General features: G+C 67.9%; 26 protein-coding genes. 15 read left to right on the forward strand and 11 right to left on the reverse strand.

Annotated features, from left to right (window positions below; all coding sequences use genetic code 11):
- Entirely contained in the window at nucleotides 1-744 is a 744-nt protein-coding gene (locus tag ACXI0D_RS17730) for an SDR family oxidoreductase (RefSeq protein ID WP_101765564.1), read from the reverse strand.
- A gap of 105 nt (nucleotides 745-849) precedes the next feature.
- Between ACXI0D_RS17730 and ACXI0D_RS17735 the strand changes: the two genes are divergently transcribed.
- Complete coding sequence (locus ACXI0D_RS17735; protein ID WP_101765563.1) at nucleotides 850-1,791, forward strand: LysR family transcriptional regulator; 942 nt, start codon at nucleotides 850-852, stop codon at nucleotides 1,789-1,791.
- Nucleotides 1,792-1,810: 19 nt separating this feature from the next.
- On the opposite strand, the gene ACXI0D_RS17740 is transcribed toward ACXI0D_RS17735, so the two are convergent.
- The 5 genes from ACXI0D_RS17740 to dkgB all read right to left on the reverse strand — a co-directional run bounded on the left by ACXI0D_RS17740 (nucleotide 1,811) and on the right by dkgB (nucleotide 6,121).
- Nucleotides 1,811-3,178: a heavy metal sensor histidine kinase gene (locus ACXI0D_RS17740; RefSeq protein WP_479642875.1), complete on the reverse strand. Its 1,368-nt coding sequence runs from the start codon at nucleotides 3,176-3,178 to the stop codon at nucleotides 1,811-1,813.
- Nucleotides 3,175-3,873: a heavy metal response regulator transcription factor gene (locus ACXI0D_RS17745; protein ID WP_049444950.1), complete on the reverse strand. Its 699-nt coding sequence runs from the start codon at nucleotides 3,871-3,873 to the stop codon at nucleotides 3,175-3,177. Before ACXI0D_RS17745 ends, ACXI0D_RS17740 begins: the two co-directional genes overlap by 4 nt.
- Nucleotides 3,874-3,918: 45 nt before the next feature.
- Nucleotides 3,919-4,803, reverse strand: coding sequence for a copper homeostasis membrane protein CopD (gene copD, locus ACXI0D_RS17750; RefSeq protein WP_049444952.1), 885 nt, complete (start codon nucleotides 4,801-4,803; stop codon nucleotides 3,919-3,921).
- Between the two features lie 10 nt (nucleotides 4,804-4,813).
- Nucleotides 4,814-5,191: a copper homeostasis periplasmic binding protein CopC gene (gene copC / locus ACXI0D_RS17755; RefSeq protein ID WP_049444953.1), complete on the reverse strand. Its 378-nt coding sequence runs from the start codon at nucleotides 5,189-5,191 to the stop codon at nucleotides 4,814-4,816.
- 126 nt (nucleotides 5,192-5,317) lie between these two features.
- Nucleotides 5,318-6,121 carry a 2,5-didehydrogluconate reductase DkgB gene (gene dkgB, locus ACXI0D_RS17760; RefSeq protein ID WP_049444956.1) on the reverse strand — a complete coding sequence of 268 codons (804 nt, stop codon included), beginning with the start codon at nucleotides 6,119-6,121 and terminating at the stop codon, nucleotides 5,318-5,320.
- 118 nt (nucleotides 6,122-6,239) lie between these two features.
- Between dkgB and ACXI0D_RS17765 the strand changes: the two genes are divergently transcribed.
- Entirely contained in the window at nucleotides 6,240-7,142 is a 903-nt protein-coding gene (locus ACXI0D_RS17765) for a LysR substrate-binding domain-containing protein (protein ID WP_479642876.1), read from the forward strand.
- Nucleotides 7,143-7,411: 269 nt separating this feature from the next.
- Here ACXI0D_RS17765 and ACXI0D_RS17770 read toward each other — a convergent pair whose 3' ends face one another.
- Nucleotides 7,412-7,888, reverse strand: a complete 477-nt coding sequence (locus ACXI0D_RS17770) for a MerC domain-containing protein (protein ID WP_014037359.1) — start codon at nucleotides 7,886-7,888, stop codon at nucleotides 7,412-7,414.
- Nucleotides 7,889-7,920: 32 nt separating this feature from the next.
- Between ACXI0D_RS17770 and ACXI0D_RS17775 the strand changes: the two genes are divergently transcribed.
- From ACXI0D_RS17775 to ACXI0D_RS17810, 8 genes are all read left to right on the forward strand, one after another.
- A complete protein-coding gene (locus ACXI0D_RS17775; RefSeq protein ID WP_479642877.1) occupies nucleotides 7,921-8,454 on the forward strand; it encodes a ZrgA family zinc uptake protein in 534 nt (177 codons plus the stop codon).
- A complete protein-coding gene (locus ACXI0D_RS17780; RefSeq protein ID WP_479642878.1) occupies nucleotides 8,451-9,146 on the forward strand; it encodes an ATP-binding cassette domain-containing protein in 696 nt (231 codons plus the stop codon). Before ACXI0D_RS17775 ends, ACXI0D_RS17780 begins: the two co-directional genes overlap by 4 nt.
- Nucleotides 9,139-10,392, forward strand: coding sequence for an ABC transporter permease (locus ACXI0D_RS17785; protein ID WP_119006338.1), 1,254 nt, complete (start codon nucleotides 9,139-9,141; stop codon nucleotides 10,390-10,392). The genes ACXI0D_RS17780 and ACXI0D_RS17785 overlap by 8 nt, the downstream gene beginning before the upstream one ends.
- Before the next feature lie 2 nt (nucleotides 10,393-10,394).
- A complete protein-coding gene (locus ACXI0D_RS17790; protein WP_049444969.1) occupies nucleotides 10,395-10,946 on the forward strand; it encodes a DUF3299 domain-containing protein in 552 nt (183 codons plus the stop codon).
- Nucleotides 10,936-11,577, forward strand: a complete 642-nt coding sequence (locus ACXI0D_RS17795; RefSeq protein WP_049444971.1) for a DUF3299 domain-containing protein — start codon at nucleotides 10,936-10,938, stop codon at nucleotides 11,575-11,577. The genes ACXI0D_RS17790 and ACXI0D_RS17795 overlap by 11 nt, the downstream gene beginning before the upstream one ends.
- A complete protein-coding gene (locus tag ACXI0D_RS17800; RefSeq protein ID WP_049444973.1) occupies nucleotides 11,577-12,323 on the forward strand; it encodes a hypothetical protein in 747 nt (248 codons plus the stop codon). The genes ACXI0D_RS17795 and ACXI0D_RS17800 overlap by 1 nt, the downstream gene beginning before the upstream one ends.
- Before the next feature lie 151 nt (nucleotides 12,324-12,474).
- Nucleotides 12,475-14,007: an MFS transporter gene (locus tag ACXI0D_RS17805; RefSeq protein ID WP_101765560.1), complete on the forward strand. Its 1,533-nt coding sequence runs from the start codon at nucleotides 12,475-12,477 to the stop codon at nucleotides 14,005-14,007.
- Between the two features lie 4 nt (nucleotides 14,008-14,011).
- Nucleotides 14,012-14,569, forward strand: coding sequence for a TetR/AcrR family transcriptional regulator (locus tag ACXI0D_RS17810; protein ID WP_119006336.1), 558 nt, complete (start codon nucleotides 14,012-14,014; stop codon nucleotides 14,567-14,569).
- Nucleotides 14,570-14,710: 141 nt separating this feature from the next.
- Here the strand turns inward: ACXI0D_RS17810 and ACXI0D_RS17815 are convergent, their stop codons facing one another.
- Nucleotides 14,711-15,592: an AraC family transcriptional regulator gene (locus ACXI0D_RS17815; protein ID WP_119006335.1), complete on the reverse strand. Its 882-nt coding sequence runs from the start codon at nucleotides 15,590-15,592 to the stop codon at nucleotides 14,711-14,713.
- Nucleotides 15,593-15,698: 106 nt separating this feature from the next.
- On the opposite strand from ACXI0D_RS17815, the gene ACXI0D_RS17820 reads away from it, so the two are divergent.
- On the forward strand, nucleotides 15,699-16,235 hold the full coding sequence (locus tag ACXI0D_RS17820) for a carboxymuconolactone decarboxylase family protein (RefSeq protein WP_049444982.1): 537 nt from the start codon (nucleotides 15,699-15,701) through the stop codon (nucleotides 16,233-16,235).
- A 38-nt stretch (nucleotides 16,236-16,273) separates the two neighbouring features.
- Here the strand turns inward: ACXI0D_RS17820 and fdhD are convergent, their stop codons facing one another.
- Nucleotides 16,274-17,122 (reverse strand): formate dehydrogenase accessory sulfurtransferase FdhD, encoded by an 849-nt coding sequence (gene fdhD / locus ACXI0D_RS17825; protein ID WP_049444984.1) that lies wholly within the window; start codon nucleotides 17,120-17,122, stop codon nucleotides 16,274-16,276.
- Between the two features lie 244 nt (nucleotides 17,123-17,366).
- Here fdhD and ACXI0D_RS17830 point away from each other — a divergent pair, with 244 nt between their 5' ends.
- From ACXI0D_RS17830 to ACXI0D_RS17840, 3 genes are all read left to right on the forward strand, one after another.
- A complete protein-coding gene (locus ACXI0D_RS17830; RefSeq protein ID WP_101765558.1) occupies nucleotides 17,367-19,652 on the forward strand; it encodes an FdhF/YdeP family oxidoreductase in 2,286 nt (761 codons plus the stop codon).
- Nucleotides 19,653-19,677: 25 nt separating this feature from the next.
- Entirely contained in the window at nucleotides 19,678-20,013 is a 336-nt protein-coding gene (locus tag ACXI0D_RS17835) for a hypothetical protein (protein WP_080347520.1), read from the forward strand.
- Between the two features lie 116 nt (nucleotides 20,014-20,129).
- Nucleotides 20,130-20,669: a DUF411 domain-containing protein gene (locus ACXI0D_RS17840; protein WP_101765557.1), complete on the forward strand. Its 540-nt coding sequence runs from the start codon at nucleotides 20,130-20,132 to the stop codon at nucleotides 20,667-20,669.
- A gap of 113 nt (nucleotides 20,670-20,782) precedes the next feature.
- On the opposite strand, the gene blaL1 is transcribed toward ACXI0D_RS17840, so the two are convergent.
- A complete protein-coding gene (blaL1, locus tag ACXI0D_RS17845; RefSeq protein WP_101765556.1) occupies nucleotides 20,783-21,655 on the reverse strand; it encodes a L1 family subclass B3 metallo-beta-lactamase in 873 nt (290 codons plus the stop codon).
- Between the two features lie 268 nt (nucleotides 21,656-21,923).
- Between blaL1 and ACXI0D_RS17850 the strand changes: the two genes are divergently transcribed.
- Nucleotides 21,924-23,597, forward strand: coding sequence for an amidohydrolase (locus ACXI0D_RS17850; protein ID WP_458220047.1), 1,674 nt, complete (start codon nucleotides 21,924-21,926; stop codon nucleotides 23,595-23,597).
- 54 nt (nucleotides 23,598-23,651) lie between these two features.
- On the opposite strand, the gene ACXI0D_RS17855 is transcribed toward ACXI0D_RS17850, so the two are convergent.
- Nucleotides 23,652-26,078: a TonB-dependent receptor gene (locus ACXI0D_RS17855; protein WP_479642879.1), complete on the reverse strand. Its 2,427-nt coding sequence runs from the start codon at nucleotides 26,076-26,078 to the stop codon at nucleotides 23,652-23,654.
- Nucleotides 26,079-26,125: the final 47 nt, after the last annotated feature.

Consider the following 26,125-nt stretch of genomic DNA (forward strand, 5'->3'; position numbering starts at 1 on the left):
CTACACCATCCCGCCATTGGCGCGCAGCACCTGGCCATTGATCCACCGGCCATCGGCACCGGTCAGGAAGGCCACCGCGCCGGCGATGTCCTCCGGCGTACCCAGCCGTTCCAGGGGATTCATCTTCGCCAACCGCTCGATCAGCTCGGGTGACTTGCCCTCCAGGAACAGGTCGGTGGCCGTCGGGCCCGGTGCCACTGCATTGACGGTGATGTTGCGCCCACGCAGTTCCTTGCTGAGGATCGCGCCCATCGTTTCCACTGCAGCCTTGCTGGCGGCATACACGCTGTAGTTCTCCAGCCGGATGCCGACCACGCTGGTCGACAGGCTGATCAGGCGGCCGCCGTCGCGCACCCGTCGCGCACTTTCGCGCAGCACGTTGAAGGCGCCCTTCAGGTTGATCCCGATCACCCGTTCGAACAGGGCATCGTCGCTGTCGGCCAGCGGCGCCAGCTGCAGCACGCCGGCACTGTTGACCACCACGTCGATGCCGCCGAAACGGGCCTCGATGGCGTCGAACAGCTGGCGCACCGCCTGCGGGTCGGCCACATCGGCCTGCAGGGCAAGGGCCTGCGCACCGGCGGCGTTGAGCTCGGCGGCCAATGCCTCGGCATCATCGCGGCGACCGGCATAGTTGATCACCACCGCATGGCCGTCGGCGGCGAGTCGGCGCGAAATGGCGGCACCGATGCCGCGGGAGCCGCCGGTGACCAGGGCAACGGAGCGGGTGGAGGAGAGGGTCATGGTGGCGTCCAGCAGGCACGCCGGAATGGCGCAGGGCCATCTTCGTCATCTTTTCCGCCCGGATAATCATGCATAATCCGCCAACATCATCCGGGTAGCCGAATAATGGACCGTTTCACGGCCATGCGCGCCTTCGTCCGTATCGTCGAGCGCCGCAGCTTCACCCGTGCCTGCGAGGACCTGGGCCTGCCACGGGCCACGGTGACCGACGCGATCAAGGCGCTGGAGCATCGGCTGGGCGTGCGCCTGCTTCACCGGACCACACGGCTGGTGGTGCCCACCCTGGAAGGCGAGGCGTTCTATGGGCGTTGCCTGCGCCTGATCGCCGACATGGACGATGCCGAGGCCGCGTTCCGTGACGTGCCGCCGCGTGGCCCGCTGCGCATTGAAGTGCATGGTACGCTGGGCCGGCACCTGCTGTTTCCGCACCTGCCGGACTTCCTGCAGCGCTACCCGGAGATCGAACTGGAGGTCAGCGAGGGCGATCGCTACGTGGATCTGTTGCGCGAAGGCGTGGATGTGGCGCTGCGTGTCGGCACGCTGGCTGACAGCGATCTGGCGGCGCGGCGGTTGACGCTGCTGCGCGAAGTCACCGTGGCTTCGCCAGATTACGTGCAGGCATATGGCATGCCCGGGACCATCGAATCGCTGGAGCAAGGTCACCGGATGGTCGGCTACCGCTCCAGTGCCACCGGCCAACTGATTCCGCTGGAGTTCCAGCAGGGCGCGCAGGTGCGCCATGTGCCGCTGCCGGTGAGCGTGCGTGTTTCCGGTGCGGATGCCTTCCTGGGTGCAGCGCTCGCGGGGCTGGGCATCATCCAGGCGCCACGCTACCGGATGGACCCGTACATCGGAAGCGGGCAGCTGGTGGAGCTGTTGCCGGACTCGCCGCCGACACCGAGCCCGTTGAGCCTGGTCTACCCGCGCAACCGCACGCCTTCGCCGCGGCTGCGGGTGTTCATCGACTGGGTGGCCGGGGTGTTCGACCCGGCCGGGGTTGCCGGCCAGCGGCCGGCACTACCGAACAGGGGCGTGCGCGCTGGGTAGTGCCGGCCGCTGGCCGGCATTACCGGGCTGATGCGCTAGGCAGCACCAGCTCGAACACGGTGCCGGCTTCATCGGAGGTCACGCTTACCGTTCCGCCATGCGCCTGTGCGATCGCGCGGGTGATTGCCAGGCCCAGTCCGGCGCCCTCGTGGCGGCCGCGCTCGCCGCGGTAGAAGCGATCGAACAGGCGCGGCAGTGCTTCTTCGGCAATCGGCGCGCCGATGTTGTGCACGCTGATCCTGCACAGGTCGCCGTTCTCGACCAGACGCACCCGCACGTCGCTGCCCAGCGCCGCGTGCTTCAACGCGTTCGACAGCAGGTTGGCGATCGCCCGGTGCAGCATCAGCCGGTTGCCTTCGACGCGTGCGGTGCCTTCGCGATGCAGGGCCAACTGCCGGTCTTCGGCCAGCAGGTCATAGAACTCCAACAGCGAATCCACCACTACGTCCAGCGCCACCGGCTCGCGCGAAGGCAGCGCGCCGGGCGCCTCGGCCTGCGCCAGGTACAGCAGGTCACCCACGGTCTGCGCCAGCTGCTGCAGCTCCTCGGCACAGGACACCAGCGTCTCGCGATAGGCCTCGTTGCTGCGCGGGTGCGCCAGCACCACCTGCACCTGGGTCAGCATGTTGGTGATCGGCGTGCGCAGTTCATGGGCCAGGTCACCGGAGAACCCGGTCAGCCGCGCGAAGTCCTGCTGCAACCGTGCCAGCATGCCGTTGAGCGTCTGCGCCAGCTGTTCCAGTTCGGCCGGGGCACTGCGCGCACTCAGCCGGCGCTGCAGGCGGCCAGCGGTGATCTGCCGGGCTTCATCGGCCAGCGTGCGCAGCGGCCGCAACGTTCGCCGCACCACATAGCCACCGAGCAGGCTGCTGGCCACGGCGGCACCGATGATCGCGATCGCCAACAGGTGGCGGAAGCGCTGCAGGAAATCGGCATGGCGGTCGTCGTCGATGGCCAGCAGGGTCACCAGCTGGCTGCCATCGGCCAGGGTCAGGCGCAGGTGCAGGGCATGCATGCAGCGGCCATCGGCCAGGATCCAGTCGTGCCGCCGTGGCGCAGCGTCGACCGGCTGGCTGCGCGCATGCTCGCGCAGCAGTGCCGGGGCGGTGGAGAACAGCACCGCACCGCTCCCATCAGCAATGTGGAAGGCGATATCCGGATGGTGGCCCAGCGCCTCTGCCAAGCGCTGCCCGCGCGCGGATACAGGCCCGTTGCCGGCGAGGTCACGGATCAGCGCGACCTTGTTTTCCAGTTCGATGAAATCCTGGGCGACCAGGTCGTGGCGGGCGCTGACATAGATCGCCACGCCCAGCACGGCCAGCACCAGCGTGGCGACGGTGGCGAACAGCAGCGTCAGCCGTACCGCGATGGAGCGGCGCAGGTTCATCCGCTGTGGGCTCCGCCGTCGTCCGGCGCCTCCAGCACGTAGCCCATGCCACGCACGGTGACGATCAGCCTGGCGTCGAAGCCATCGTCGATCTTGGCGCGCAGGCGGCGGATCGCCACGTCGATCACGTTGGTGTCGCTGTCGAAGTTCATGTCCCACACCTGCGAGGCGATCAACGAGCGCGGCAGCACCTCGCCGCGGCGTCGCGCCAGCAGTTCCAGCAGGGTGTACTCCTTCGGACTGAGGGTGATGCGCTGCCCAGCGCGTTCGACCCGGCGGCGCAGGGTGTCCACCACCAGATCGGCGATGACGATGCGCTCGGCCTGCGGCAGCGCCTGGCCCCGACGCAGCAGGGTACGCACGCGCGCCAGCAGCTCGGCGAAGGCGAACGGCTTGCCCAGATAGTCGTCGGCGCCCAGCTCCAGGCCCTGCACGCGGTCGGCAATGCTGCTGCGCGCGGTGAGGAACAGCACCGGCACCTGCCAGCCGGCTTCGCGCAGCCGCGACAGCACGTTCCAGCCATCCAGGCCGGGCAGCATCACGTCGAGGATGACCAGCTGGTACTCGCCGCTGCCGGCCAGATGCAGTCCATCGACGCCGTTACAGGCGAGATCGACCACGTAGCCGGCTTCGATCAGGCCCTGGCGCAGGTAATTGCCGGTCTTGGGTTCGTCTTCGACGATCAGCAGTTTCATGATGCGCCCATCATCGCAGCTTGCGTGCAGGCCGGCTGCGCAGGCTCATGTCAGGGGATCCAATGTGCCGAGTACCGCCACGCAGGCCAGCACCAGCAGCGCCAGCACCGACTCGCAGGCCAGGCTGTGGCGCAGCGAGCGCAGCGGCCGCGGTTGCCAGCCGCCGCGGATGGAGGTGGCCAGCGCCGGCACCAGCCGCCAGCGATGCAGTGCCGCCAGCCCCAGCATGCCACCCACCAGCGCCAGCTTGATCAGCAACCATCGTCCATGCGCGGTGCCGGTCAGGGTCTGCAGGGAGCCGCCGAGATCGACATAGGTATAGGTGCCGGTCATCGCCAGCGTGGCGACGATGATCGTGCCGGGCAGGGCGAAGCGGTGCGCGGCCTGCCACAGTTCATGGGTGCGTTCGCGCAGGCGCAGGCCCTGCGGACGCAGCGCCAGCTGCAGGATGGCGGCGATTGCGCCGACCCAAGCACCGGCGGCCAGCAGATGCACGACGCCGGCCACCAGTCGCAAGGTACCGGCTAACCCATCGCCCGCAGCGGCATGCCCATTCCAGGACAGGCTGGCCAGGGCCGTGCCGGAAAGCACCAGCAGGGCTACACGGCGCAGGCCCCGCAGCGGCGCGGCGAATGCCAGCAGCGGCAGCATCGCCAGTAGCGCCAGGAGGCGCAGCAGGCCCGCTTCACCCACCGGCGTACCGGTAAGGAACCAGCGCGCCATGTCGAGGTCGATGTCGGCCGGCGACAGACCGAGCACGCTGGACAACCGGGTCACGGCATCGGTGACCCCCACCAGCAACGCGATCAGGACGAGTGCCAACAGGATGGGACGGGGCAGCGCAGGCCGGGCGAACAGGATCCGCCCGAACAGCAGCATCAGCACCAGGTACAACGCCAGCCGCAGCGCGTACGGCGAGAGCTCGGCCACGACCGCCGCCCTACTTCACGGTGAAGCGGTAGCTGCCGGTGATCGGATGGCTGTCCTGGCCGACCGCGCGCCACTGCAGTGCGTAACTGCCTGCCGGCAGCGGCTTGGCGAAGCGGGCACGCAGGGTGTGCCCGTCTTCGGAGATGTCCTGCGCGGTGGTGGGCATGGCCATCTTCATGCGGCCATGGTCCATGCTCAGTTCGATGCGGGTGGCGCGCGGCATCACCTTTTCACTGAACTGCAGCTCGATCTGGCTGGCCGGAGCCACGCTGGCGTCGGCGGCCGGCGTCGAGCGCACCAGGCTGGGATGGGCCAGGGCCAGCGGTGCAACCGCGAGGCTGGACAGCAGAAGGATGAGCGACGCGGGGCGGAACAGGGAACGGGTCATGCGCAGGCACCGGCAGGGAAGTGGCCCTCAGGGTGGAGGGCGGCGCCTTTCGCTGCCCTGACCCGTACATTACCGATCTGTCATGTTGGCCAGCGCGTCGCATGCCGATACGGGGTCACGCGCCGCTCAGTCCCAGGCCGGTGCCAGGCCCGGCGGATCGACTTCGCGGCCGTTGCGCTCAAGCGCAGCGATCGCGGCCATGTCATCGGCATCCAGGCGCAGGTCCTGGGCGAGCAGGTTGCTGGCCAGGTTCTCGCGCTTGGTCGACGACGGAATGACCGAGTAACCGCGCTGCAGCGCCCACGCCAGCGCGACCTGGGCCACGGTGGCGTGGTGCTTGTCGGCGATGGCGGCCAGCACCGGGTCCTTCAGCACCTTGCCGTAGGCCAGGGTCATGTAGGAGGTGACGGCGATGCCCTGGTCCTGCAGGAAAGCGGTCAGCGCCGGGTTCTGCAGGTAGGGGCTCAGTTCGATCTGGTTGGTGGTGATCTCGCCGGCGCCGACCACCTCGATGGCCTGCCGGGTCAGCGCAATGTTGAAGTTGGACACACCGATCTGGCGGGTCAGGCCCAGCTGCTTGGCTTCGGCCAGCGCGGTCATGTACTCGCGCAGTTCAACGCCATTGCCCGGCGCCGGCCAGTGGATCAGCAGCAGGTCCACATGATCGGTGCGCAGCTTGGCCAGGCTGTCGCGCAGGCTCGGGATCAGTTTGTCGGCGGCGTAATTGTCCACCCAGATCTTGGTGGTCAGGAACAGCTGGTCGCGCGGCACGCCGGATTCGGCGATGGCCTGGCCGACCTCGGCTTCGTTGCCGTAGATCTGCGCGGTGTCGATCGCACGGTAGCCGACCTCGAGGGCGTTGCGTACCGAGTCGATGACGGTCTGGCCGGTCAGGCGGAAAGTGCCGACGCCAAAGGAAGGAACGCTCATGGTGGACTCCAGGGACTTCGTTGAGAGCCGGTGGGCTCGGGACAGGGCGAAGTGTGGGCGCTTTACATTTGTTGATTAAGCTGTGTATACGGGAAATGCTTTTGCGCCGAGGTAAACAATGAAAACCACCCTGGATGAGCTGAAGGCCTTCGTTGCGGTGGTCGACAGTGGCTCGATCACCGCAGCGGCCGAAGGGCTGGAGCTGACCATCTCGGCCACCAGCCGCACCCTGGCGCGGCTGGAGGACAAGCTGCAGACCACGCTGCTGCGGCGGACCACGCGGCGGCTGGAACTGACCGAGGAAGGTGCAGCGTTCCTGGAGTACGCGCGCACGATCCTGGCCACGGTCGACGAGGCCGAGGAGCAGATGGCTGCGCGACGCCTGCAACCGGTCGGGCGCCTGCGCGTGGACGCGGCCACGCCGTTCATGCTGCACGTGATCGTGCCGCTGCTGGAAGGCTTCCGCGCGCGCTACCCGCAGGTGGAGCTGGAGCTGAATTCCAATGAGGGCATCACCGACCTGATCGAGAAACGCACCGACGTGGCGTTCCGCATCGGCGTGCTGCGCGATTCCACCCTGCATGCACGGCCGATCGGCCACAGCCGCATCCGCGTGGTGGCCAGCCCCGAGTACCTGCGCCGGCACGGCACGCCGACGCGCGTGGAGCAGCTGCGCACGCATGACCTGCTCGGCTTCACCCAGCCCAGTTCATTGAACGAGTGGCCGCTGCTCGATGACGATGGTGGGCCGTTCGTGATCGAGCCGGCAATCGCTTCGTCCAGCGGCGAGACGCTGCGGCAGATGGCGGTGGCCGGGCTGGGCATCGCCTGCCTGTCCGATTTCCTGACCCGACAGGACCGGCGTGAGGGCCGACTGGTGCAACTGCTCGCCAGGCAGACGCAGGATGTGCGGCAGCCGATCAACGCGGTGTACTACCGCAACACCGCGCTGGCTGCGCGCATTACCTGCTTCGTCGACCACGTGACGCAGACGCTCGGCCAGCGTCCGTTTGACGAATAAGGCGGCGTAGAGCCGGCCGCTGGCCGGCTGCCGGGTCTCTGGGGCTGCCGGCCAGCGGCCAGCACTACCGGCTGTGTATCACCTGATGCGTGGCCCATGTACGGATGGGTAGAGCCGACCGCTGGCCGGCTGCCGGGTCTCTGGGGCTGCCGGCCAGCGGCCGGCACTACCAGCTGTGTATCACCTGATGCGTGGCCCATGCATGGAGGGGGTAGAGCCGGCCGCTGGCCGGCTGCCGGGATCCCGCAGCTGCCGGCCAGCGGCCGGCACTACCGGCGGTTGTGCAGTGCCCGCCGGTTGCCGATGTGCGCGCATGCCAGCAGCACGCCACCGCTGGCCGTCGCCACGCCGTGCCAGAGCAGCGATTCCTTCAACGGCAGGTACAGCGAGGCGGACAACAGCAGGATGGCGCCGGCGCAGGCCAACTGCAGGGATCGCCAGTGACCATGCCGGTGCAATCCGGCCGTGGTACTGGCCAATGCCAGCGATGAGGCCAGCAGCGCGAACAGCCATTCCCAGCGCGACATCACCAGCAGCACCGTCATCGCGCCATGGCCGGGGTGCTGGAACGAACGCAGCGCCATCATCGCTGCCGGCACGAAGGCGAGCAGCAGGGGCAGGGCGATGCAGTGGGCGGCGCAGGCCAGGGACAGCCAGGCACCGGCCAGATCAACGCGGGGATGCCAGCGTGCCGAAGTTGGCGGCTGGGCCAGGGCCCTTGCGGGCGTCGTGGGGATGTGGTCCATAATGTTACATAGTAACAATTGGAGCCTCCCCCATGAAGTGTTCTGCTGCTCTTTTCCTGCTGCTGGCTGCCAGCGCCGCACAGGCCCATGATGTCCGCCAGCTGGGTGCGCACGTACACGGCCAGGCCACCGTTGATCTTGCGCTCGACCAGCAGACGCTGGAATTCGCCCTGCAGGCACCCGGTATCGGCATCCTTGATTTCGAACGGCCGCCGGCCGATGCGACCGAGCAGGCGGCATTGGCGCGTGCGGTTGCGCTGCTGAAGGACGGTCGCTGGGTCACCCTGCCCACCGCTGCGGACTGCCGCCTTTCCAGCAGCGATGCCAAGGCGGAAGGTTTCGATGCGACGGCCACGCCGCCGCCGGCAGGACAGCATCGGCATGCGGGATTCAGCGCAACGCTGCAGTACCACTGCGCCAAGCCGGCCGAGCTGCGGGCCATCGTCGTGCGCCTGCCTGCGCTGTTCCCGGGCCTGCACGAGGTGATCGTCAACAGCGCAACCCCCCATGGCCAGAGCCGCAGCGTGCTGACCCCGGGCAACCTGCGCGTGGTGCTGGCACCGTGAGCATGCGACCGGTGATTGCGCTGGATGATGTGCAGTTCGGCTATGGCCGGCGGCTGGTGCTGGACGTGCCGCGGCTGTGGATCGAGCAGGGCAGCAGTGTGCTGCTGCGCGGGATCAGTGGCGGTGGCAAGAGCACACTGCTGGGGCTGCTGGCGGGGGTGCTGCTGCCCGGCAGGGGCAGCGTCGAGGTCGCCGGCCACGGGCTGCAGGCAATGCGCGGGGCCGCACGGGATCGGTTCCGTGCCGATCATCTGGGCGTGATCTTCCAGCAGTTCAACCTGCTGCCGTTCGTCAGCGTGCGCGACAACATTGCGCTGGGCCTGCGCTTCTCGCGCCTGCGTAGCGAACGCATCAGTGGTTCGGTGGATGCCGAGATCGTGCGCCTGCTGCGCGCCCTGCAGCTGGATCCGGCGCTGATGCAGCGGCGCGCGGGTACGCTCAGTGTTGGCCAGCAACAACGCGTGGCGGCAGCACGCGCCCTGATCGGTCGGCCGGCGTTGCTGCTGGCCGATGAGCCCACCTCAGCGCTCGACCGCGAAGCGGCGACCGCCTTCCTGCAGCTGATGTCCGCGCAATGCCAGGCGGCCGGCACCACGGTGCTGGTGGTCAGCCATGACGACAGCCTGCAACCGCTGTTCGATCGCACGATTGCCCTGTCCGAGATCAACCAGGCAGGTGCCGGCCATGCTTGAACTCGCCTGGGCCAGCCTGCGCAGCCGCGCGTTGAGCGTGGGCCTGACCGTACTGGTCATCACCCTCAGCGTGGTGTTGTTGCTGGGTGTCGAACGCGTGCGCACGCAGGCGCACGAGGGGTTCGCCAGCACCGTGTCGGGCACCGACCTGATCGTGGGCGCGCGTTCGGGGCCGGTGAACCTGCTGCTGTACTCGGTGTTCCATATCGGTGACCCGACCAACAACGTGTCCTGGCAGTCCTACCAGGCGCTGTCCGCGATGCCGCAGGTGAAGTGGGCGGTGCCGCTGTCGCTGGGGGATTCCTGGCGCGGCTACCGCGTGGTCGGCACCAGCGGCGGCTACTTCGAGCACTACCGCTACGGCGCAGGGCATGCGCTGGCGTTTGCGCAGGGGCGGGCATTCGACGACCTGTACGACGCGGTGATCGGTGCCGAGGTGGCACGCGCGCAGAAGGTCGGTCTCGGCGATGAGATCGTGCTCGCCCATGGCACCGGTGCGGTCACGCTCGCCACGCATGCCGACAAGCCGTTCCGGGTCTCCGGCATCCTGCAGCGCACCGGCACGCCGGTCGATTCGTCACTGCTGGTCTCGCTGCCGGCCATCGAGGCCATCCACGTCGACTGGCGCTCGGGCGTGCAGCTGCGCAGCCAGAGCGTGAGTGCCGAGCAGGCGCGCCACCTCGACCTGACCCCGACCAGCATCACCGCGTTCATGCTCGGCCTGAACTCGCGCATCGCCACCTTCTCGGTGCAGCGCAGGATCAATGAGTATCCCGAGGAGGCGATGCTGGCCATCCTGCCCGGCGTGACGCTGCAGCAGCTGTGGCAGTCGCTGGGCACGGCCGAGCGCGCCCTGCAGCTGATCAGCGCGATGGTGGTGCTGCTGGGCATGGTCTCGCTGGTGGCGTTGCTGGTATCGACGCTGCAGGAGCGGCGGCGCGAGATGGCGATCCTGCGTGCGACCGGCGCACGGCCGGGTTACATCGCCGGCCTGCTGGTGGTGGAAGCGGTGGCGACCAGTGCCGTGGCCTGCGTGCTGGCGTTGGCGCTGCTGGTGGCCGCCAGCATTGCCGGGCGTGGCTGGGCGCTGGCGACCTTCGGTCTGTCGATCACCCATGTGTGGCCGGATGGCCGCGAACTGGCGTGGGTGGCGGGCGTGCTGGCGATCAGCACGGCGGCCGGGCTGGTGCCGGCGTTGCTGGCCTACCGGCGCACGCTGGCCGATGGCCTGTCACCGGGAGGCTGAGCATGCGCTGGTTGCTGTCGCTGCCGATGGTGCTGGCACTGGCCGCCTGCGAGCGGCCGGTGGATACCGGTGTGCAGGCCTTGCCGCCATCGCCGCTGGTTGAACGCGAGCGCCCCGCAGACGCCACGGAGCAGGAGCTGGATTGGCTGCAGATGATGCCGAAGGATGAGCTGGCCGCGCTGGAGCGGGGCGGGGGCCCGGAGGTGGAGCACAACGGCAACCGGCGTATGCCGCAGTTCGGCACGTTCCGCACCGTGGATACGGTGCTACAACGTCCGGTGCGCCTGCCCGGCTACGTGGTACCACTGGCCAACGCGCAGGACGGGCGCCTGACCGAATTCCTGTTCGTGCCGTACTACGGCGCCTGCATCCACGTGCCGCCACCGCCGCCGAACCAGATCGTGCACGTGGTGCTGCCGCGCCCGATCGCGATGCCGGACATGTACTCGCCGTTCTTCCTGGCCGGCACCCTGCGCGCCGAACGGCTGGATGACGAGCTGGCCGGCTCGGCCTACACCATGCGCGATGCGGAGCTGAGGCCGTATGAACCGTAATGTCCTGATGGGAGTGGCGTGCTGCCTGGGCTTGCTGGGGTGCACGCAGGCAGGCGGGAACGCGACGACCGTCACTGCTGCACCGGCCCCCGCGCCGGCACAGCCCGTCGCGGCTGGGCCCGTCGCGGCTGAAGCACCCATCGACCGTTGGGACGCGCTGCGGCCCGATGAGGTGACCTATCAGCGCCCGCCACCGCAGATCGGCCTGTCACGCAATGGCATGGAGGGGGTGGGCGGGCTGATCGACGACACCGGCTCCGGCACGCCGCCGGGTCAGGAGATCGACCATTCCAGCCCGGACCGCGCCAAGCAGTTCGGCTCCTCGCGCGTCGTCGACGCCGTCGACGGTCGCGCGGTGGATCTGGATGGCTACGTGGTACCGCTTGGCACCAACGATGCAGGCCTGGTCGATGAACTGCTGTTCGTGCCGTTCTACGGTGCGTGCATCCACGTGCCGCCGCCGCCACCGAACCAGATCATCCACGTGACCCTGGCCACGCCGATCGCACTGGGTGACCTGTGGGATCCGTACCGGTTGGCCGGTCGCCTGCAAGTGAAGCGCTTCGATGCGGACATTGCCAGCGCGTCCTACGATGCCGCAGCGGCAACGCTGACGGCGATCCACAACTGATGCGTGCGCGCTGGACCATCGTTGCAGCAGCCTTGCTGGTGGCGGTTGCGCTGCTGGTGTGGTGGCAGCGGCAGGCTGCACCCATCGCGCCACCCGCCATCGCATTTCCGCCGCCTTCGTCCGGTGCCCGCCAGCGCATCGAACAGCGCATGGCCGATGACCATGCCTTTCGCAACGACGTGCTGTTCCTGCTTGCGGCGACCCTGCGCGACCGCTGCCAGCCGGCGCAGGCGGGACTGCTGGCGCGCATGGCCAATCGTGCATCGCTGCCGGTGCTGGCGGCGGTCAGTGCGGTGACCCAGCAGGATCCATCACTGGACCGGCCGATCTACCAGTACATCCAGCATCGGGCGGACGCGACGCCGTGTGGCCAGCCGCTGCAGATGCCGTTGGCCGGTGGGCGCAGCATGGCCGTGGACATCGAGCAGTACGCGCGCACTTTCCCGGACAGCTATTTCGACCCGCAGCGCAGCAGCGAGCCGCGGGATTTCGGCGGACTGTCGCTGCAGCAACGCGCAGGGAATGCCTGCAACAGCGTGGTGTATTCGGTGTTGCCGCTGGGCGGCAGCGATTGGCGGTGCAGCAGCCTGCGCGCCAATGCCCGCGCACGGGTGCGTGGGCTGTGCGAGGACGAACTGCGGCGCCAGCATGGGGGAACGGGCGGGGAACTGGACATGGCCGTGGGGCAGGGCATGCAGGGCGCGGTGGTGTCGGCGATTGCCGCGCTGCCGGACGACTGCCGATAAGCGTTTACCAGTAGAGCCAGGCCATGCCTGGCTGGCGGTTCAGCCAAGCAGGTCCGGCTCTACAAACGCTGAACCGGTGGATCCTGAAGGTCATAACTATACAGGACATCCTGTATAGTTATGGCCGTACTCCACCCCATCAGGTTCTCCCATGGCTTTGTCCCAGCCCCTGGCCGGTGCTCCGGCCCTGTCGCGTGCCCGTCGCTGGGCGCTGTTGTTCACCGTCGCCGCTGGTCTGTTGCTGGTCACGCTCGACAACTCCGTGCTCTACACCGCACTGCCCACCCTGACCGAGGAACTCTCGGCCAGTGCCGGGCAGGCGTTGTGGATCATCAACGCCTACCCGCTGGTGATGGCCGGCCTGCTGCTCGGTGCCGGCACGCTGGGCGACCGCATCGGCCACCGCCGCATTTTCCTGATCGGCCTGGTGGTGTTCGGCCTCGCCTCGCTGGCAGCGGCATTCGCCGACAGCGCCGCGCAGCTGATCGCTGCCCGTGCGTTACTGGCAGTTGGTGCGGCGGCGATGATGCCGGCCACGCTGGCCCTGATCGGCCTGAGCTTCCACGAAGAGCGCGAGCGCAACATCGCCATCGCGATCTGGGGTTCGGTGGCGATCGTCGGTGCGGGTCTCGGCCCGATCATCGGTGGCTGGCTGCTGCAGCACTTCTGGTGGGGTTCGGTGTTCCTGATCAACGTACCGGTGGTGGTGGTGGCCTTCGTCGCTACGCTGCTATTGGCGCCGGAAGGCCAGCGCGACACGTCGCGCCCCTGGGACATGGTGTCCTCGCTGCTGGCGCTGGCCGCACTGTCCGGCCTGGTGCTGGCGATCAAGTCGCTGATCGCTACGCCGCCGTCGTATGCCCTGGGTGCGGGCGCGCTGCTGTTGGCGGTTATTGCGGGTGCGGCGTTCGCGCGCCGCCAGCAGCAGCTGCCGTACCCGCTGCTGGACTTCGCGATCTTCCGCAATCCGGCGTTCCTGGCCGGCACGCTGTCGGCGGTGTTCACCCTGTTTGCCATGGCTGGCCTGCAGCTGGTCACCACCCAGCGCTTCCAGCTGGTGGCGGGCTTCACCCCGCTGCAGGCGGGTCTGCTGGTGTCGGTGGCGGCGCTGGGCAGCCTGCCGAGTGCGCTGCTGGGCGGTAGCATCCTGCACCGTGTCGGCCTGCGCCCGCTGATCTGCGGCGGCCTGGCCGCAGGTGCGCTGGGTGTCGGCGTGGTGGCGTTCGGTTTCCCGCATGGCCTGGGTTGGGTGGTGGCTGGCATGGCGATCACCGGGTTCGGCATGGGCTCGGCCATCTCGGTGGCGTCCACTGCCATCCTCAACAACGTACCGGCGCACCGTGCGGGCATGGCCTCGTCGGTCGAAGAGGTGTCGTATGAATTCGGTGGCCTGCTGGCGGTGGCGATGCTGGGCAGCCTGAGCGCGGCGATGTATGGCGCCTTCCTGCCGGCCTCGGCCGACATGCCCGAGCTTGCCCGCGAAGGCTTCACCCAGGCGCTGCACGTGGCGCGCGAAAGCGGGCAGGGCGAGTGGTTCGCACTGGCTGCGGCCGCGTATGACCGCGGCTACCAGATCGTGCTGCTGGTGATCACGGTGATGCTGGTGCTCGGCGCGACGATCATCGCGCGCCTGCTGCGTGGCCGCGTCGGCAGCCGCGAGGGCGCGGCCGATCGCGTAAAATAAGGCGATGAGAACCAGCAAGCGCGACCGCATCCTCGACGCCGCCGTCAACGTGATCAATCGTGACGGTGTGCGTGCGGTGACCTTCGAGTCGGTGGCGGCCGAGGCCCAGCTGACCCGTGGCGGCCTGCTGTACCACTTCCCGTCGCGCGAGGCACTGCTGCGCGGCATCGACGAGCACCTGGTGCAGGCCTGGGAGACGTCGATGGAATCGCTGCTGGGCAAGGGTGCGGAAGAAGCATCGGCGCTGGAGCGCTACCAGACCTTCGTGCGCGTCTCGGCACAGAGCGCTACCCGTGCCGAACTGATGTTCATGCTCGAATCGGCCGACCCTGACGCTGATGAGCGTCCTTGGGGCCCGGCGGTACGGCGTTGGGCGCCGTTGCCGCCGTCGGCCGGGCAGAATGACCCGGCCGCGCTCGACAATTTCGTGGCACGCCTGGCCGCCGATGGCCTCTGGATCTACGAGGCGATGTACGAAGGCCAGCTGGATGAAAGCGTGCGCGCCCAGGTGGCCGAACGCATCGCCGGGCTGCTGGCGAAGCCCGATGGAACGTCCAGCTGAGCCGTCGACCGACGCGCGGACATCGCTCTTGGTAGCGCCGACCGCTGGTCGGCTGTCTTGTAGCGTCGAGCCTTGCTCGACTGCCTTCCGGTCACGCCACAGAATCCCGCGCTCCGCGCGATAGTCGACCAGCGGTCGACTCTACCCGACCTGTGCTGCGGTCGCTGCCAACCACGCCCGTGGCGAAGCCCCCAATCGCTTCCGGAATGCCTTCGACAACGACGCGGTATCGGCAAACCCGACCTCGATCGCCACCTGCTTGACCGCCACGCCCGCCCGCAGTTGCGCGCAGGCCAGGCTGAGCCGCCAGTCGAGCAGATAGCTGGCCGGCGTTGCCTGCATCACGTCCTTGAACACGGCCGCGAACGCGCTGCGTGACATGCCGGCGGTCGCGGCCATCCGTGGCAGCGTCCATTCGTCCTGCGGCGCCTGGTGCATCGCCACCAGCGTGCGTGCCAGCCGCGCGTCGGACAGCCCGCGCATCAGCCCATGGCTGACGCCTGCCGCATCCGGATGGTCCACCACCCAGCGCAGGATCTGGATCAGCGCCACCTCGAACAGGCGGTTGGTCAGCAGCCGTGACCCGCAGCGCTGGCGGTCGGCCTCGGTGAACAGCAGGTGCAGGGTGTCGTCCAGTTCGGTGATCGCGGCCAGCGGCACCACCATCACCGGCGGCAGCGACTGCACGATCGGATTGCGCGCGCCGCCGTCGAAGTCCAGCGTTGCGCAGGTGAAATCCGGGCCATCCAGCGGCGCATTGAAGAACACATGGTGCAGCGGTTGTGGGTACAGCAGCAGGCTGGGTGCGTCGATCTTCAACCGCGGCAGCGCGATATCGCCATCGGGATGGCGGACCTCCATCTCACCCCGGCGCAGGATGTGCAGGAACGCACGACCGGGCTGCGGCTCGAAGACATGGCGCCCGCACAGCGGACCGCTGTGGAACAGCGCGGCCTGCACCCGGAAACGTTCCAGCAGGGAGGAGAGGCGGTCGGGTGGAGAGGTGTCGGCGGGCATGCTCATGGATGGTTGGACAACATATGAGGCGTATTGAGCCTGATGCGTCCGGCGAGTCTACCTAGGATGAGCGGGTCGTCCAATCCCGGGCGCTTTCCCAAGGAGATCCACCATGTCCCGTGTCCCCCTGATCGATGCCGCCAACACCACCGCCGACCGCCAGGCCCTGCTGGGCCAGGTCCACGCCGCGTTCGGCGCCACCCCGGCCATGTTCCGCGCCGTGGCCAACTCGCCGGCCGCCCTGCAGAGCATGTGGGGTTCGTTCGGCGCGCTGGGCGGCGGTCGCCTGTCGCCGCTGCTGGGCGAGCAGATCGCCGTGGCCATCGCCAACCGCAATGCCTGCGAGTACTGCCTCGCCGCGCACACGGCATTGGGCCGCAAGGCCGGCGCCAGCAGCGAGCAGATGGCCGCCGCGCAGATCGGCCAGTCCAGCGATCCGGCCACGTCGGCGGCGCTCGACTTTGCGCTGAAGGTGGTCGAGGAGCGTGCGCAGATCGCCGACGGCGACGTGCAGGCGCTGCGTGCGGCGGGCTTCGATGATGAGCAGATCGTGGAGATCCTCGCGCATGTGGCGCTCAACCTGTTCACCAACTACGTCAACGTCGCGTTCGACGTTCCGGTGGACTTCCCGAAGGTGGCCCTGCGCTGAGGTGTATCAGGCCGGGGGCGCCTTGCTCCCGGCCGTTCTCAGCTGTCGTGGCTGTCGTCCGGCCGAAGCCGTTCGGGATGGGTATACACATTGAACCCGCTCTCCCGCGCGAACCCGACCAGGCACAGGCCGGCGCTGCGGGCCAGGTCGATCGCCAGCGCGGTCGGCGCCGACACCGCAGCCAGCACGCTGGCGCCGGCGCGCACCGCCTTGCTGACCATTTCGTAGCTGGCGCGGCTGGAGATCACCAGCAGGCCGCCGTCGATGGCGTGCTCGTTGTGATGCAGTGCGCCGATCAGCTTGTCCAGCGCATTGTGGCGACCGACGTCCTCGCGCACCCAGCCGATCCGGCCGCTGGCATCGGCCCAGGCCGCGGCATGGGTCGAACCGCTCACCGCATTCATCGGCTGGTGCTGCGCCAAGGTGGCCAACGCCCGCTGCAGGGCGGCGGGCGGGTAACTGCGCCGCTCGCGGATCTGCGGCAACGGGCGCAGCACTTCTTCCAGCTGGCGCGTACCACACAGGCCACAGCCACCACGACCGGGCAGCAGGCGCCCATTGGCCGGGTCCAGGTCGGCGCCGGGCGCCTCGTCGGCCACGGTCATCTGTAGTTCGATGCCTTCCAGCTGCGGGCGGACGTCGATCGACAGCAGCTGTGCCGGGGTGTCGATCAGCCCTTCGCTGAGCGAAAACCCGAGTGCGAAATCTTCCAGGTCACACGGGGTGGCCATCATCACCGCGAAGGCAGCGCCGTTGTAGCGCAGCGCCACCGGCACCTCTTCGGCCACCACGTCGACCTGCTGCTGGTGCCCCTCGTTGCGCCAGCGCTGCAACGGGCGTTGCGCGGTGCCGGCAGGCGGGGTATGCGGCGGGATCGAATCAGGCATGCAACGCGTCCGGACAAGGGAGAAACGCGGGCGGGCCACCGCCTGCGGTTTCGAGAATAGCGCAGTGGTCGCTCGCAGACGCGGCTGTAACCGTTGCCATGGCAGGGTGTGCTGAAAACAGCCTGTCCCCTCTGGCGAAGCGCCGTGGGCCGTGCTTGACTGAGCGGCTGGTCGTGCTACTGAATGTACCGCCGGACCGCATTGTGCCGTTCGTTGCTGCGTTCCTCCCGCCAGGTTCCCGAACATGTCCGAGCAGAAGCCGCCGCGTTACAAGCCCTACAACCAGCCCGCCGGTGGCTGGGGTGCCGCCGGCGCGACCGCCAAGGTGCTGCTGCAGCAGAGCGTGATCGGCAAGGGGTCGAAGGCGTTGCTGGCGATGAACCAGCCCGGCGGCTTCAAGTGCCCGAGCTGCGCGTTCCCTGATGCTGACGAACGAAAGAAGCTGGAGTTCTGTGAGAACGGCGCCAAGGCGCTGGCCTGGGAAGCCACCCAGTTCCGCGCCGGTCGTGAGCTGTTCGCCCAGCACACCGTCACCGAACTGATGGCGCAGACCGATTACTGGCTGGAGATGCAGGGCCGGCTGACCGAGCCGATGCGCTACGACGCGGCGACCGACCATTACGTGCCGTGCAGCTGGGACGAGGCCTTCGCGCTGATCGGCCGCCACCTGCAGGCGCTGGACAGCCCGCACCAGGCCGAGTTCTACACCTCCGGGCGCACGCCCAACGAAGCCGCGTTCCTGTATTCGATCTTCGTGCGCGAGTTCGGCACCAACAATTTCCCGGACTGCTCGAACATGTGCCACGAGCCGACCAGTCGCGGCCTGCCGCCGGCCATCGGGGTGGGCAAGGGCACCATAGTGCTGCAGGATTTCGAGCATGCCGAGGCGATCTTCGTGATCGGCCAGAACACCGGCACCAATTCGCCGCGGATGATGAGCAACCTGGTCGAGGCGCGCAAACGCGGCATCCCGATCGTGGCGGTCAATCCGATGCCCGAGCGCGCGCTGATCCGTTTCGCCGAACCGCAGGACGTGGTGCAGATGGCCACGTTCGGTTCGACCGAGATCACCAGTGAGTTCGTGCACATCCGCATCGGCGGCGACCTGGCCCTGATCAAGGGCATGATGAAGGTGATGTTCGAGCGCGAAGCGCAGGGCGAGCGCGTGCTCGACCACGACTTCCTGGCCGAACACACCGTGGGCCTGGAGGCGCTGCGCGAGGACGTGCTGGCGCAGGACTGGGACCAGATCGTGCAGGTGTCCGGCATTTCGCAGGCGCAGATCCGCCGGTGCGCGGAGATCTACATCCGTTCCAAGGCCACCGTGATCTGCTACGGCATGGGCCTGACCCAGCACCAGTACGGCTCGCGCCTGCTGCAGCAGGTGGCCAACCTGCTGATGCTGCGCGGCAACTTCGGCAAGCCCGGCGCTGGCATCGGTCCGATCCGTGGGCATTCCAATGTGCAGGGCGACCGCACCGTCGGCATCGACGAGAAGCCCAAACCGGCCTACCTGGACCGCGTGCAGCAGGTGTTCGGCTTCGATCCGCCGCGCGAGCACGGCCATCACGTGGTCGAGTCGATCGAAGCGATGCTGGATGGCAGTGCCAAGGTGTTCATCGGCCTCGGCGGCAACTTCATCCATGCGGTGCCCGACACGCCGCGCGCGTACGAGGCGATGCGCGGCCTGGAGCTGACGGTCGGCATCGCCACCAAGCTCAACCGCGGCCATCTGGTGCACGGCCGCGATGCGCTGATCCTGCCGGTGGTGGCGCGCTCGGAGCGCATCATTACGCCGGCCGGCGAGCAGTTCGTCACCATCGAAGACGCGATGTCGAACGTCACCGCCTCGCGCGGTGTGCTGGAACCGGTCAGTGCGGAGGTATTGCCCGAGGTCGAAATCGTCTGCCGCATGGCGATGGCCACGCTGCCGCACAGCAGGGTCGACTGGGCCGGGTGCATGCATGACTACACACCCATCCGCGAACTGATCGCTGCCGTGTACCCGGAGATCTACACCGGCTTCAACGAGCGCATCCAGCAGCCGCACGGCTTCCATCTGGACATTCCACCGCGTCGCCGCGTGTGGCCTACGCCGAACGGCAAGGCCAACATCCTGGTGATGTCCGGTCTGGACGTGGACGATCCGGTGCACGACCCGGACATGCTGCGGCTGGCCACGGTGCGCTCGCACGATCAGTACAACACCACCATCTACAGCTACAACGACCGCTATCGCGGCGTGTACAACGATCGTATGGTGTTGTTCATGAACATCGAGGACCGGCTGGCGCGCGGGCTGGAGAAGGAAGCGCTGGTCAGCCTGGAGACGATCAGTGGCGATGGCGTGCAGCGGCGCATCGAGGGCCTGACCGTACTGGACTACCCGATGCCGCGCGGCGCGCTGGCCGGCTACTACCCCGAACTGAACCCGTTGTTGCCGCTGGGCTACTACGACCGGATCAGCGGCACGCCCGCGGCCAAGTCGATCCCGGTGCGGATGAGTGCAATGGCGGCGGCGATTGCGTGACACGCGCATCGGCTATCATCAACGGGTGAACCTGCCTGGCCTGCTGCTGCGATGGATGTTGCTTGTTGCCCTGGTGCTGAACGCACCGGCGCTGGCGCTTGCCTCATCGCCGTACACCATGGCCGCCGATGCGGATCACTGCGCCGCACCGCAATCCGCTGCCATGCCCGGATGCTGCGACGAGGCGGCATCAACGGTCTGCCAGAGTGGTGAGTGCGAATGCCCCCCGGCCTGTCTCGGCATGCTGGCCTCTCTGAGCGGAATGCCGGCGTCGCCCTGGCGTGAGGCGCCTTTGCCAGCCAGCGCCCAGCAACGCGCATCGCCGCCAATGCCGGACCCGTTGCGGCCGCCCATCGGTTGATTCCCTGCAGGCCTCAAGCGCCTGCCGTAGTTGCTCGTCTTACTTACGACCTTGTCTGCGCCTTCGATGCGCGGGCAGCGGGCCGCATTGCCCGCATCTGCAAAGGAATCAACACCATGAACCGTTCTCTCTCCCTCGGCCTGCTGCTGGGCACCGTGCTGGCCACCACCGCCTGCGCGCGTGCTGCTGAAGAATCGCCTGCTGCGCCGGTCGCCAGCGAAGCCCCGGCGGCACCGATCAAGGCCAGCCCGTCGCAGGCGGACCCGGCGCTGCCGATCGCCATCGTGCACAAGACCGCCAGCTGTGGCTGCTGCGGCATCTGGGTCGACCACCTGAAGGCCGAAGGCTTCCAGGTGGATGTGCGCGATACCGATGACATGAACCCGGTCAAGGTTCGTCTGGGCGTGCCGGTCGGCAAGGCGTCCTGCCATACCGCCGAGATCGGCGGCTATGTGGTCGAAGGCCATATCCCGGCCGAAGACATCAAGCGCCTGCTGGCCGAAAGCCCGGCCGCGCGCGGGCTGGTGCTGCCCGGCATGCCGGCCGGCTCGCCGGGCATGGAAATGCCGGATGGCTACGTGCAGCCGTATACCGTTGAGCTGGTGCGCACCGATGGCAGCACCGAGCCGTTCGCCCAGCACGGCCAGGGCGGCTGACAGGCCGTGGGTGCCGGTCGTCCTGACCGGCACCCTTCGGTGCGCCCCATGTAGAGCCGAGCCTACGCTCGGCTTGCTCTCTGTAGCGTCGAGCATGGCTCGACGCTACAGAATCAGCGGGCCCCGGCGATTTCCTTGGCCAGCTGTGCGTCGAACTTCTGTTCGGCCGCATCCGCGTAGGCCTTGCAGGTCAGTGCCTTGGCACCGGCCTTGGCACCCGCGGCGTAGTCCCAATTGCTGGCGCCCGGGTGCGGGGTCAGCAACAGGTCGCAGGGAAGGCCGCGCACCGTGGTGAAGCTGCGTCGGTAGTCCTCGACCAGGCGTGGATAGCGGGCGTTCTCCTGCAGCTTGTAACCCGGTGCACTCAGGCTGTCGGCATAGGCGATGCGCACCGGCTTGCCATCGCGGGTATCGGCCCAGGTCCAGGCGGTGCTGCCGGGGGTGTGCCCCGGCATGAAGTGCGCGGTGAACGCGATGCCGCCCACTGTCACCACCTCGCCATCCATGATGATGCGGTCGGTGCTGGCCGGTGGAAAGGTGATGCCGTCGCCAAAGTGCAGGTCGTTGCTGCCGCCGCGCGCCAGCAGCACCGCTGATTCGGCGTTGGCCGCCACCTTCGCACCGGTACGGCGCTTCAGTTCCGCCACCGGGCCTGCATGGTCGGCATGCGCGTGGCTGAGCAGGATCAGCCGCAGATCCTGAGGCGTCACGCCGCGCGCCTTCATGTTGTCCAGCAGGTGGCTGGCCATCTGCGGCATGCCGCCGTCGAGCAGCACCGCGCCGTCGGCGGTCTGCACCAGTAGCGCGGTCAGGTCCTGCGTGCCGATCTGCCACGTGTGGTCGGCGATCTGCAGCGGCGCCATCGGCTGCAGCCACGAGGCGTCCACGGTGTAGGCCCGTAGCTGCGGCAGGGGTGCTTCGGCAGCGCTGGCGTGGGTGATCGGAAGTACTGCGGCGAGCATGAGGGCGAGCATGTGCGGGCGCATGTGAAAGGGGTATCGGGAAGGTGGGTCGAGGCTAGCACGGTGCTTTCCGATGCCGTTTCGATCATTCCTCATGCCTGCCATGAGCCCGGGTTGCGGGTGCCGGAATACTGGCGCGACAACTGCCGTGAAAGGGCGATGCAGTTCGCAACGTGTTCGCATTGCACGGGGTAGCCTGCAGCGACCACAAGGAAGGAGCAGGCGCATGTGCATTGTGTGCAATCCAGGGGCCGCAGCATTCCTGCAGGCACGTCGCGAGTTTCTGGGCGGGATGGTCGGGTTGGGGGCGGCGGTGCTGGCCGGGGCGGCCGTACCGCTGGCGGCGTTCTCCGCTACGCCTGCGCCGAACCTGGCAGGGCCGGCGGATCGGATTTTCCATGGCGGTCCGATCCATACGCTCGGGCCCAAGGGCAAGGTGCAGGCGGTCGCGGTTCGCCAGGGGCGGATCCTGGCCACGGGCAGCCACGAGGAAGTCATGCTGCATCGGGGGCGCCAGACCGATGTGGTCGACCTGCGCGGCAGGGCGCTGCTGCCAGGCTTCATCGACCCGCATATGCACTCGGCGATGGCGATGCTGTCCGACTGGGTGGACGTGACACCGTTCAGTACCGGCACGCTGGCCGAGGCGCTGTCGAAGATCGGTGCTGCAGCGAGTGCGAGCAAGCCCGGCGAATGGGTGGTCGCGCAGGGTATCGACCCCTCGCTGATGCCCGGCAAGGCCATCACGATGCAGGCGCTGGACGATGTGGCGGCCCATAATCCGGTGTTCGTGCTGGAGTCCAATGGGCACATCGCCTACAGCAATACGAAAGGATTCGCTGCAGCCGGTGTCACCGATGCAACGCCCGATCCCGACCAGGGGCGCTACGATCGAGCGGACGGGAAGCTCACGGGGCGCATGCAGGAATCTCCTGCGATGAAACCGTTCATGGCGGCAATGCCGATGCCCAGCCCGGAACGCTATGCCGAGCTGATCCAGCAGTTGTTCGCGGACGCGACCAAGGCGGGCTGCACCAGCCTGCATGACGCAGGTATTGGCACCGGCGGCACGACGGACCTGGACGTGCTCAATGGAGTGATGGCGAAGAATCCTCCCATCCGCTACTCGGGATTCCTCACCTCCGATCTGATGGACGACTGGATCAAGCGCGGCCTCAGGCCCGGCGATGGCAATGATCGATTCCGCCTGACCGGTATCAAGTTCTGGTCCGATGGCTCCAACCAGGCGCAGACGGGCTATCAGCGCGAGAATTATCTGGGTTCGGACAAGCGAGGCGCATTGAACTACACCGAAGCCGAGTTGATAGCCGGGGTGCAGCGCGCGCACGACCTCGGTTGGCAGGTGGGAATCCATGCGAATGGTGATGCGGCAATCGACACCACGCTGAACGTCTATCAGGCGGTGCTTGCAAAGACCCCGCGCGCCGATCATCGCCATCGCATCGAGCACTGCAGCGTGCTGCATCCTGAGCAGATCGTCCGCCTGGGCTATCTGAAGGTTTCGCCTTCGTTCCTGATCGGACACGTGTACTACTGGGGGAAAGCCTTCCGGGACAACATCCTCGGCCCGCAGCGCGCTGATCTCTACGATCCCTGCCGGTCGGCGCTGGCGGGCGGTCTGCGCATTTCGCTGCACTCCGATTTCAACGTCACCACCATCGAACCGTTGCGCTACATCGACAACGCGGTGAACCGGCGCATGCGTGATGGCGGCGAAGTGTTGAACCCGGAAGAGTGCATCAGTGTCGAGCAGGCGCTGCGCGCAGTGACCATCGATGCGGCATGGCAGTGCCGGGTGGACGACATCGTCGGCAGCCTGGAGCACGGCAAATACGCTGACATGGTCATCCTCGACCGCGATCCGCTCACGATCGATCCGGCGAGGATCATCGACCTGAAGGTGATGGAAACCTGGCTGCAGGGTGAGCGGCGCTACGCCGCCTGATCCGGGGCGTGTGGCCTGGGCCCGGGGCAACATCGCCCCGGGCCCCGTGCAGGTTCAGTACCGGTACTGCCACCCCAGCGTCAGCACCCGGCCGCGCCCGGAGAAGTAGCTCGGGTTCGACGGCGTGGTCTGCGAGTAGTAGCTGATGTACTGCTTGTTGGCGAGGTTCTGCACGCCCAGCGTGAAGGCGTGTTTGTCCAGCGCATAGCGCGCGACCAGGTCTACGGTGGTGTAGCCCTTGAACTCGGCCACGCGTGCCCCCTGCAGGTCGAAGTCGCGGTCGAAGGCATGGCTGGCCTGCAGGCGGGTGCTCAGCTGCGGCGTCCAGTTCTGTTCCCAGAACGCGGTCAGTCGGTTCGGTGCGATGTTGACGCCGGCCAGGTCGCTGTCCAGCTGGCCATCGACGTTGGCGTCGTAGCGGCCGTTGGCGCGCGCATAGCCCAGGCCAAGGCGGCTCCCCCCCAGCCGCAGGCGCAGGTTGCTCTCGAAACCCTCCACGCGGGTGGCCTGGCGCTGCACGTTGTAGGCATCGATGCCTGCGTCGTAGACCAGCACCGAGCCGAGCTTCGATTCAGAGGTGTAGTACGCGATATCGCCGCTGAAGCGTCCATCGTCGTACTCCAGGCCGATCTCGCGGTTGTCCGACACCACCGGTGACAGGTCCACCAGGCTTTCCACGCGCTGGCCGTCCCGGTTGATCGCGCGCAGCACACGGCCGACATCGGCCACGGTGTAACCCTCCGAGTACGAAGCATAGGCATTGAGGCGATCGTTGATGTACCAGACCGCGCCGAAGTTGGGCAGGGTCTCGCTCATGGTCGGCTTGCCGCCGGCCACCTTGCGCGCGCCATAGCGGGGCAGGGTGGTGTAGTCGCCTACTTCCAGTTCGCCCTTTTCGTAGCGCAGGCCGCCGGACAGCATCAGGTGGTCGGTCGGCCACCAGTGCAGCTGCAGCAGCGGCGACAGGCTCTGGTAGGTGGTCAATGGCACCCAGTTCATGCCGCTGGCCAGCAGGACCTGGTGGGTGCGGTCACGCAGGCCGTCCAGGCCCAGGGTCACGTCTAGCGTGGTGCCGGCGATGCGGCTCCAGCTCTGGGTGAGCTTGAAGCCACGCTTGTCCGATTCGTTCTGGGTCTGGTCCCAGGCGGCATTGGCGCCGGTGTTGCCCCACGGGTCCCACTGGCTGGCGCCGTAACGGCCTTCGAAGTCCACCGCGAAGGCCTGGGCCTGGAAGCGGCCACCCAACAGATCGGCGGCGCTGTAGTCCATGGTCAGCGAGCGCGAGCGGTTCATCGGCGGGTCCAGAGGGGTATCGCCGGGCACCGAAAGTGTCGGGCGACCGGTGCGGTAGTCACCGTTCACCGCCAGGTAGTTGTCCAGCCCGCGTAGCTCGTAGCGATTGGCCATAAGCTGCAGGCGGTGGCCCTCGGCAATGTTCCAGCCGAGCTTGGCGAACACGTTCGACGAGGTCGAATCCATCAGTTCGCCCTGCGAGTTGGTGCCGATCGAGCGCCCCTCGCCGTCATGGAACAGTCCCTGGCGCTCGTAGGCCAGGCCAGCCACCAGGTCGAACTGCTCGCCACGCATGCCCACCAGTGACGACGCGCGTTGGCCGTTGTCGTCATGGCGGCGAGGCAGGGCGGCACTGTAGCTGAGGTTGCTGTCGAACAGGAACGCTCCCGGTTCGCTGGGCGCACTGCGGGTGATGATGTTGACGATGCCGCCGGTACCGCCGATGCCCTGCAGGGCGTTGGCACCGTGGATGACTTCGATGCGTTCGATCATCGCCGCATCGATGGTGTGCGAGTCACGCGAGCCATCGCGCAGCGGCGTGGACTGCGGCACGCCGTCGACCATGTACAGGATGCCGCGGCCGCGCATGGTTTCGCCGTAGTTGGACATCTTCTCGCGGGCAGGCGCAAACGCCGGGATCTGTGACGAGAGTACGCGCGAGACATCCGAGCCCAGCGCCAGCTGCTGGGCGATGTCCTCGCGGGTCAGCACGGTGATGGTGTTGGGCATGGCGGTCTCGCCCTGCGGCATGCGTGCGGTGGACGCCGATACAGTGACGCGGGCCAGTGAGGTAGCCGCGGCCTGCGGCGCGGGGCGCGCAGGCGGGGGCGCCCTGGCCGGTGCCGGTGCAGTGGCCGCCGCGCTCAGCACGAAGACGCCCGGCGATCGTTCCTGCAGTGCCAGGCCCTGGCCGGCCAGGAGGCGCTGCAGCGCCTCGCGCGGGGTGTAGCGGCCGTCCAGTGCCGGTGCATTGCGCCCGCCTACGCTTTCCGCGGCGAACAGCAGCTGGATGCCACTCTGCCGGGCCAGCGCGTTGAGCGAGGCCTGCAGGGAGCCTGCGGGCAGGTGGAATTCCACGGCGGCCGGTGCCGATGTCTGAGCGGCGGCGGGCAGTGCCGCACACAGGCAGGCGGCAAGCAGGGTGGGGGCCAACCGGCGCAGTGCGGCAGGCGGAACGGGGCGGGTCATGTAGAGGTCCTTCGGAGGGGTTCAGACACCTGCCGGATGGGAGGGCG

It is taken from the genome of Stenotrophomonas sp. C9D9 (genome assembly GCF_056491205.1).

Bases quoted from the DNA above. Each gene is read 5' to 3' on its own strand.
- ACXI0D_RS17810 (WP_119006336.1), top strand. From the start codon at position 14,012: ATGAGAACCAGCAAGCGCGACCGCATCCTCGACGCCGCCGTCAACGTG.
- ACXI0D_RS17815 (WP_119006335.1), bottom strand. From the start codon at position 15,592: ATGAGCATGCCCGCCGACACCTCTCCACCCGACCGCCTCTCCTCCCTG.
- ACXI0D_RS17745 (WP_049444950.1), bottom strand. From the start codon at position 3,873: ATGAAACTGCTGATCGTCGAAGACGAACCCAAGACCGGCAATTACCTG.
- ACXI0D_RS17840 (WP_101765557.1), top strand. From the start codon at position 20,130: ATGAACCGTTCTCTCTCCCTCGGCCTGCTGCTGGGCACCGTGCTGGCC.
- ACXI0D_RS17765 (WP_479642876.1), top strand. From the start codon at position 6,240: ATGAAAACCACCCTGGATGAGCTGAAGGCCTTCGTTGCGGTGGTCGAC.
- ACXI0D_RS17830 (WP_101765558.1), top strand. From the start codon at position 17,367: ATGTCCGAGCAGAAGCCGCCGCGTTACAAGCCCTACAACCAGCCCGCC.
- ACXI0D_RS17790 (WP_049444969.1), top strand. From the start codon at position 10,395: ATGCGCTGGTTGCTGTCGCTGCCGATGGTGCTGGCACTGGCCGCCTGC.
- ACXI0D_RS17730 (WP_101765564.1), bottom strand. From the start codon at position 744: ATGACCCTCTCCTCCACCCGCTCCGTTGCCCTGGTCACCGGCGGCTCC.
- dkgB (WP_049444956.1), bottom strand. From the start codon at position 6,121: ATGAGCGTTCCTTCCTTTGGCGTCGGCACTTTCCGCCTGACCGGCCAG.
- ACXI0D_RS17785 (WP_119006338.1), top strand. From the start codon at position 9,139: ATGCTTGAACTCGCCTGGGCCAGCCTGCGCAGCCGCGCGTTGAGCGTG.
- ACXI0D_RS17820 (WP_049444982.1), top strand. From the start codon at position 15,699: ATGTCCCGTGTCCCCCTGATCGATGCCGCCAACACCACCGCCGACCGC.
- ACXI0D_RS17855 (WP_479642879.1), bottom strand. From the start codon at position 26,078: ATGACCCGCCCCGTTCCGCCTGCCGCACTGCGCCGGTTGGCCCCCACC.
- ACXI0D_RS17735 (WP_101765563.1), top strand. From the start codon at position 850: ATGGACCGTTTCACGGCCATGCGCGCCTTCGTCCGTATCGTCGAGCGC.
- fdhD (WP_049444984.1), bottom strand. From the start codon at position 17,122: ATGCCTGATTCGATCCCGCCGCATACCCCGCCTGCCGGCACCGCGCAA.
- ACXI0D_RS17805 (WP_101765560.1), top strand. From the start codon at position 12,475: ATGGCTTTGTCCCAGCCCCTGGCCGGTGCTCCGGCCCTGTCGCGTGCC.
- ACXI0D_RS17850 (WP_458220047.1), top strand. From the start codon at position 21,924: ATGGTCGGGTTGGGGGCGGCGGTGCTGGCCGGGGCGGCCGTACCGCTG.
- blaL1 (WP_101765556.1), bottom strand. From the start codon at position 21,655: ATGCGCCCGCACATGCTCGCCCTCATGCTCGCCGCAGTACTTCCGATC.
- ACXI0D_RS17770 (WP_014037359.1), bottom strand. From the start codon at position 7,888: ATGGACCACATCCCCACGACGCCCGCAAGGGCCCTGGCCCAGCCGCCA.
- ACXI0D_RS17795 (WP_049444971.1), top strand. From the start codon at position 10,936: ATGAACCGTAATGTCCTGATGGGAGTGGCGTGCTGCCTGGGCTTGCTG.
- ACXI0D_RS17740 (WP_479642875.1), bottom strand. From the start codon at position 3,178: ATGAACCTGCGCCGCTCCATCGCGGTACGGCTGACGCTGCTGTTCGCC.
- ACXI0D_RS17775 (WP_479642877.1), top strand. From the start codon at position 7,921: ATGAAGTGTTCTGCTGCTCTTTTCCTGCTGCTGGCTGCCAGCGCCGCA.
- ACXI0D_RS17800 (WP_049444973.1), top strand. From the start codon at position 11,577: ATGCGTGCGCGCTGGACCATCGTTGCAGCAGCCTTGCTGGTGGCGGTT.
- copC (WP_049444953.1), bottom strand. From the start codon at position 5,191: ATGACCCGTTCCCTGTTCCGCCCCGCGTCGCTCATCCTTCTGCTGTCC.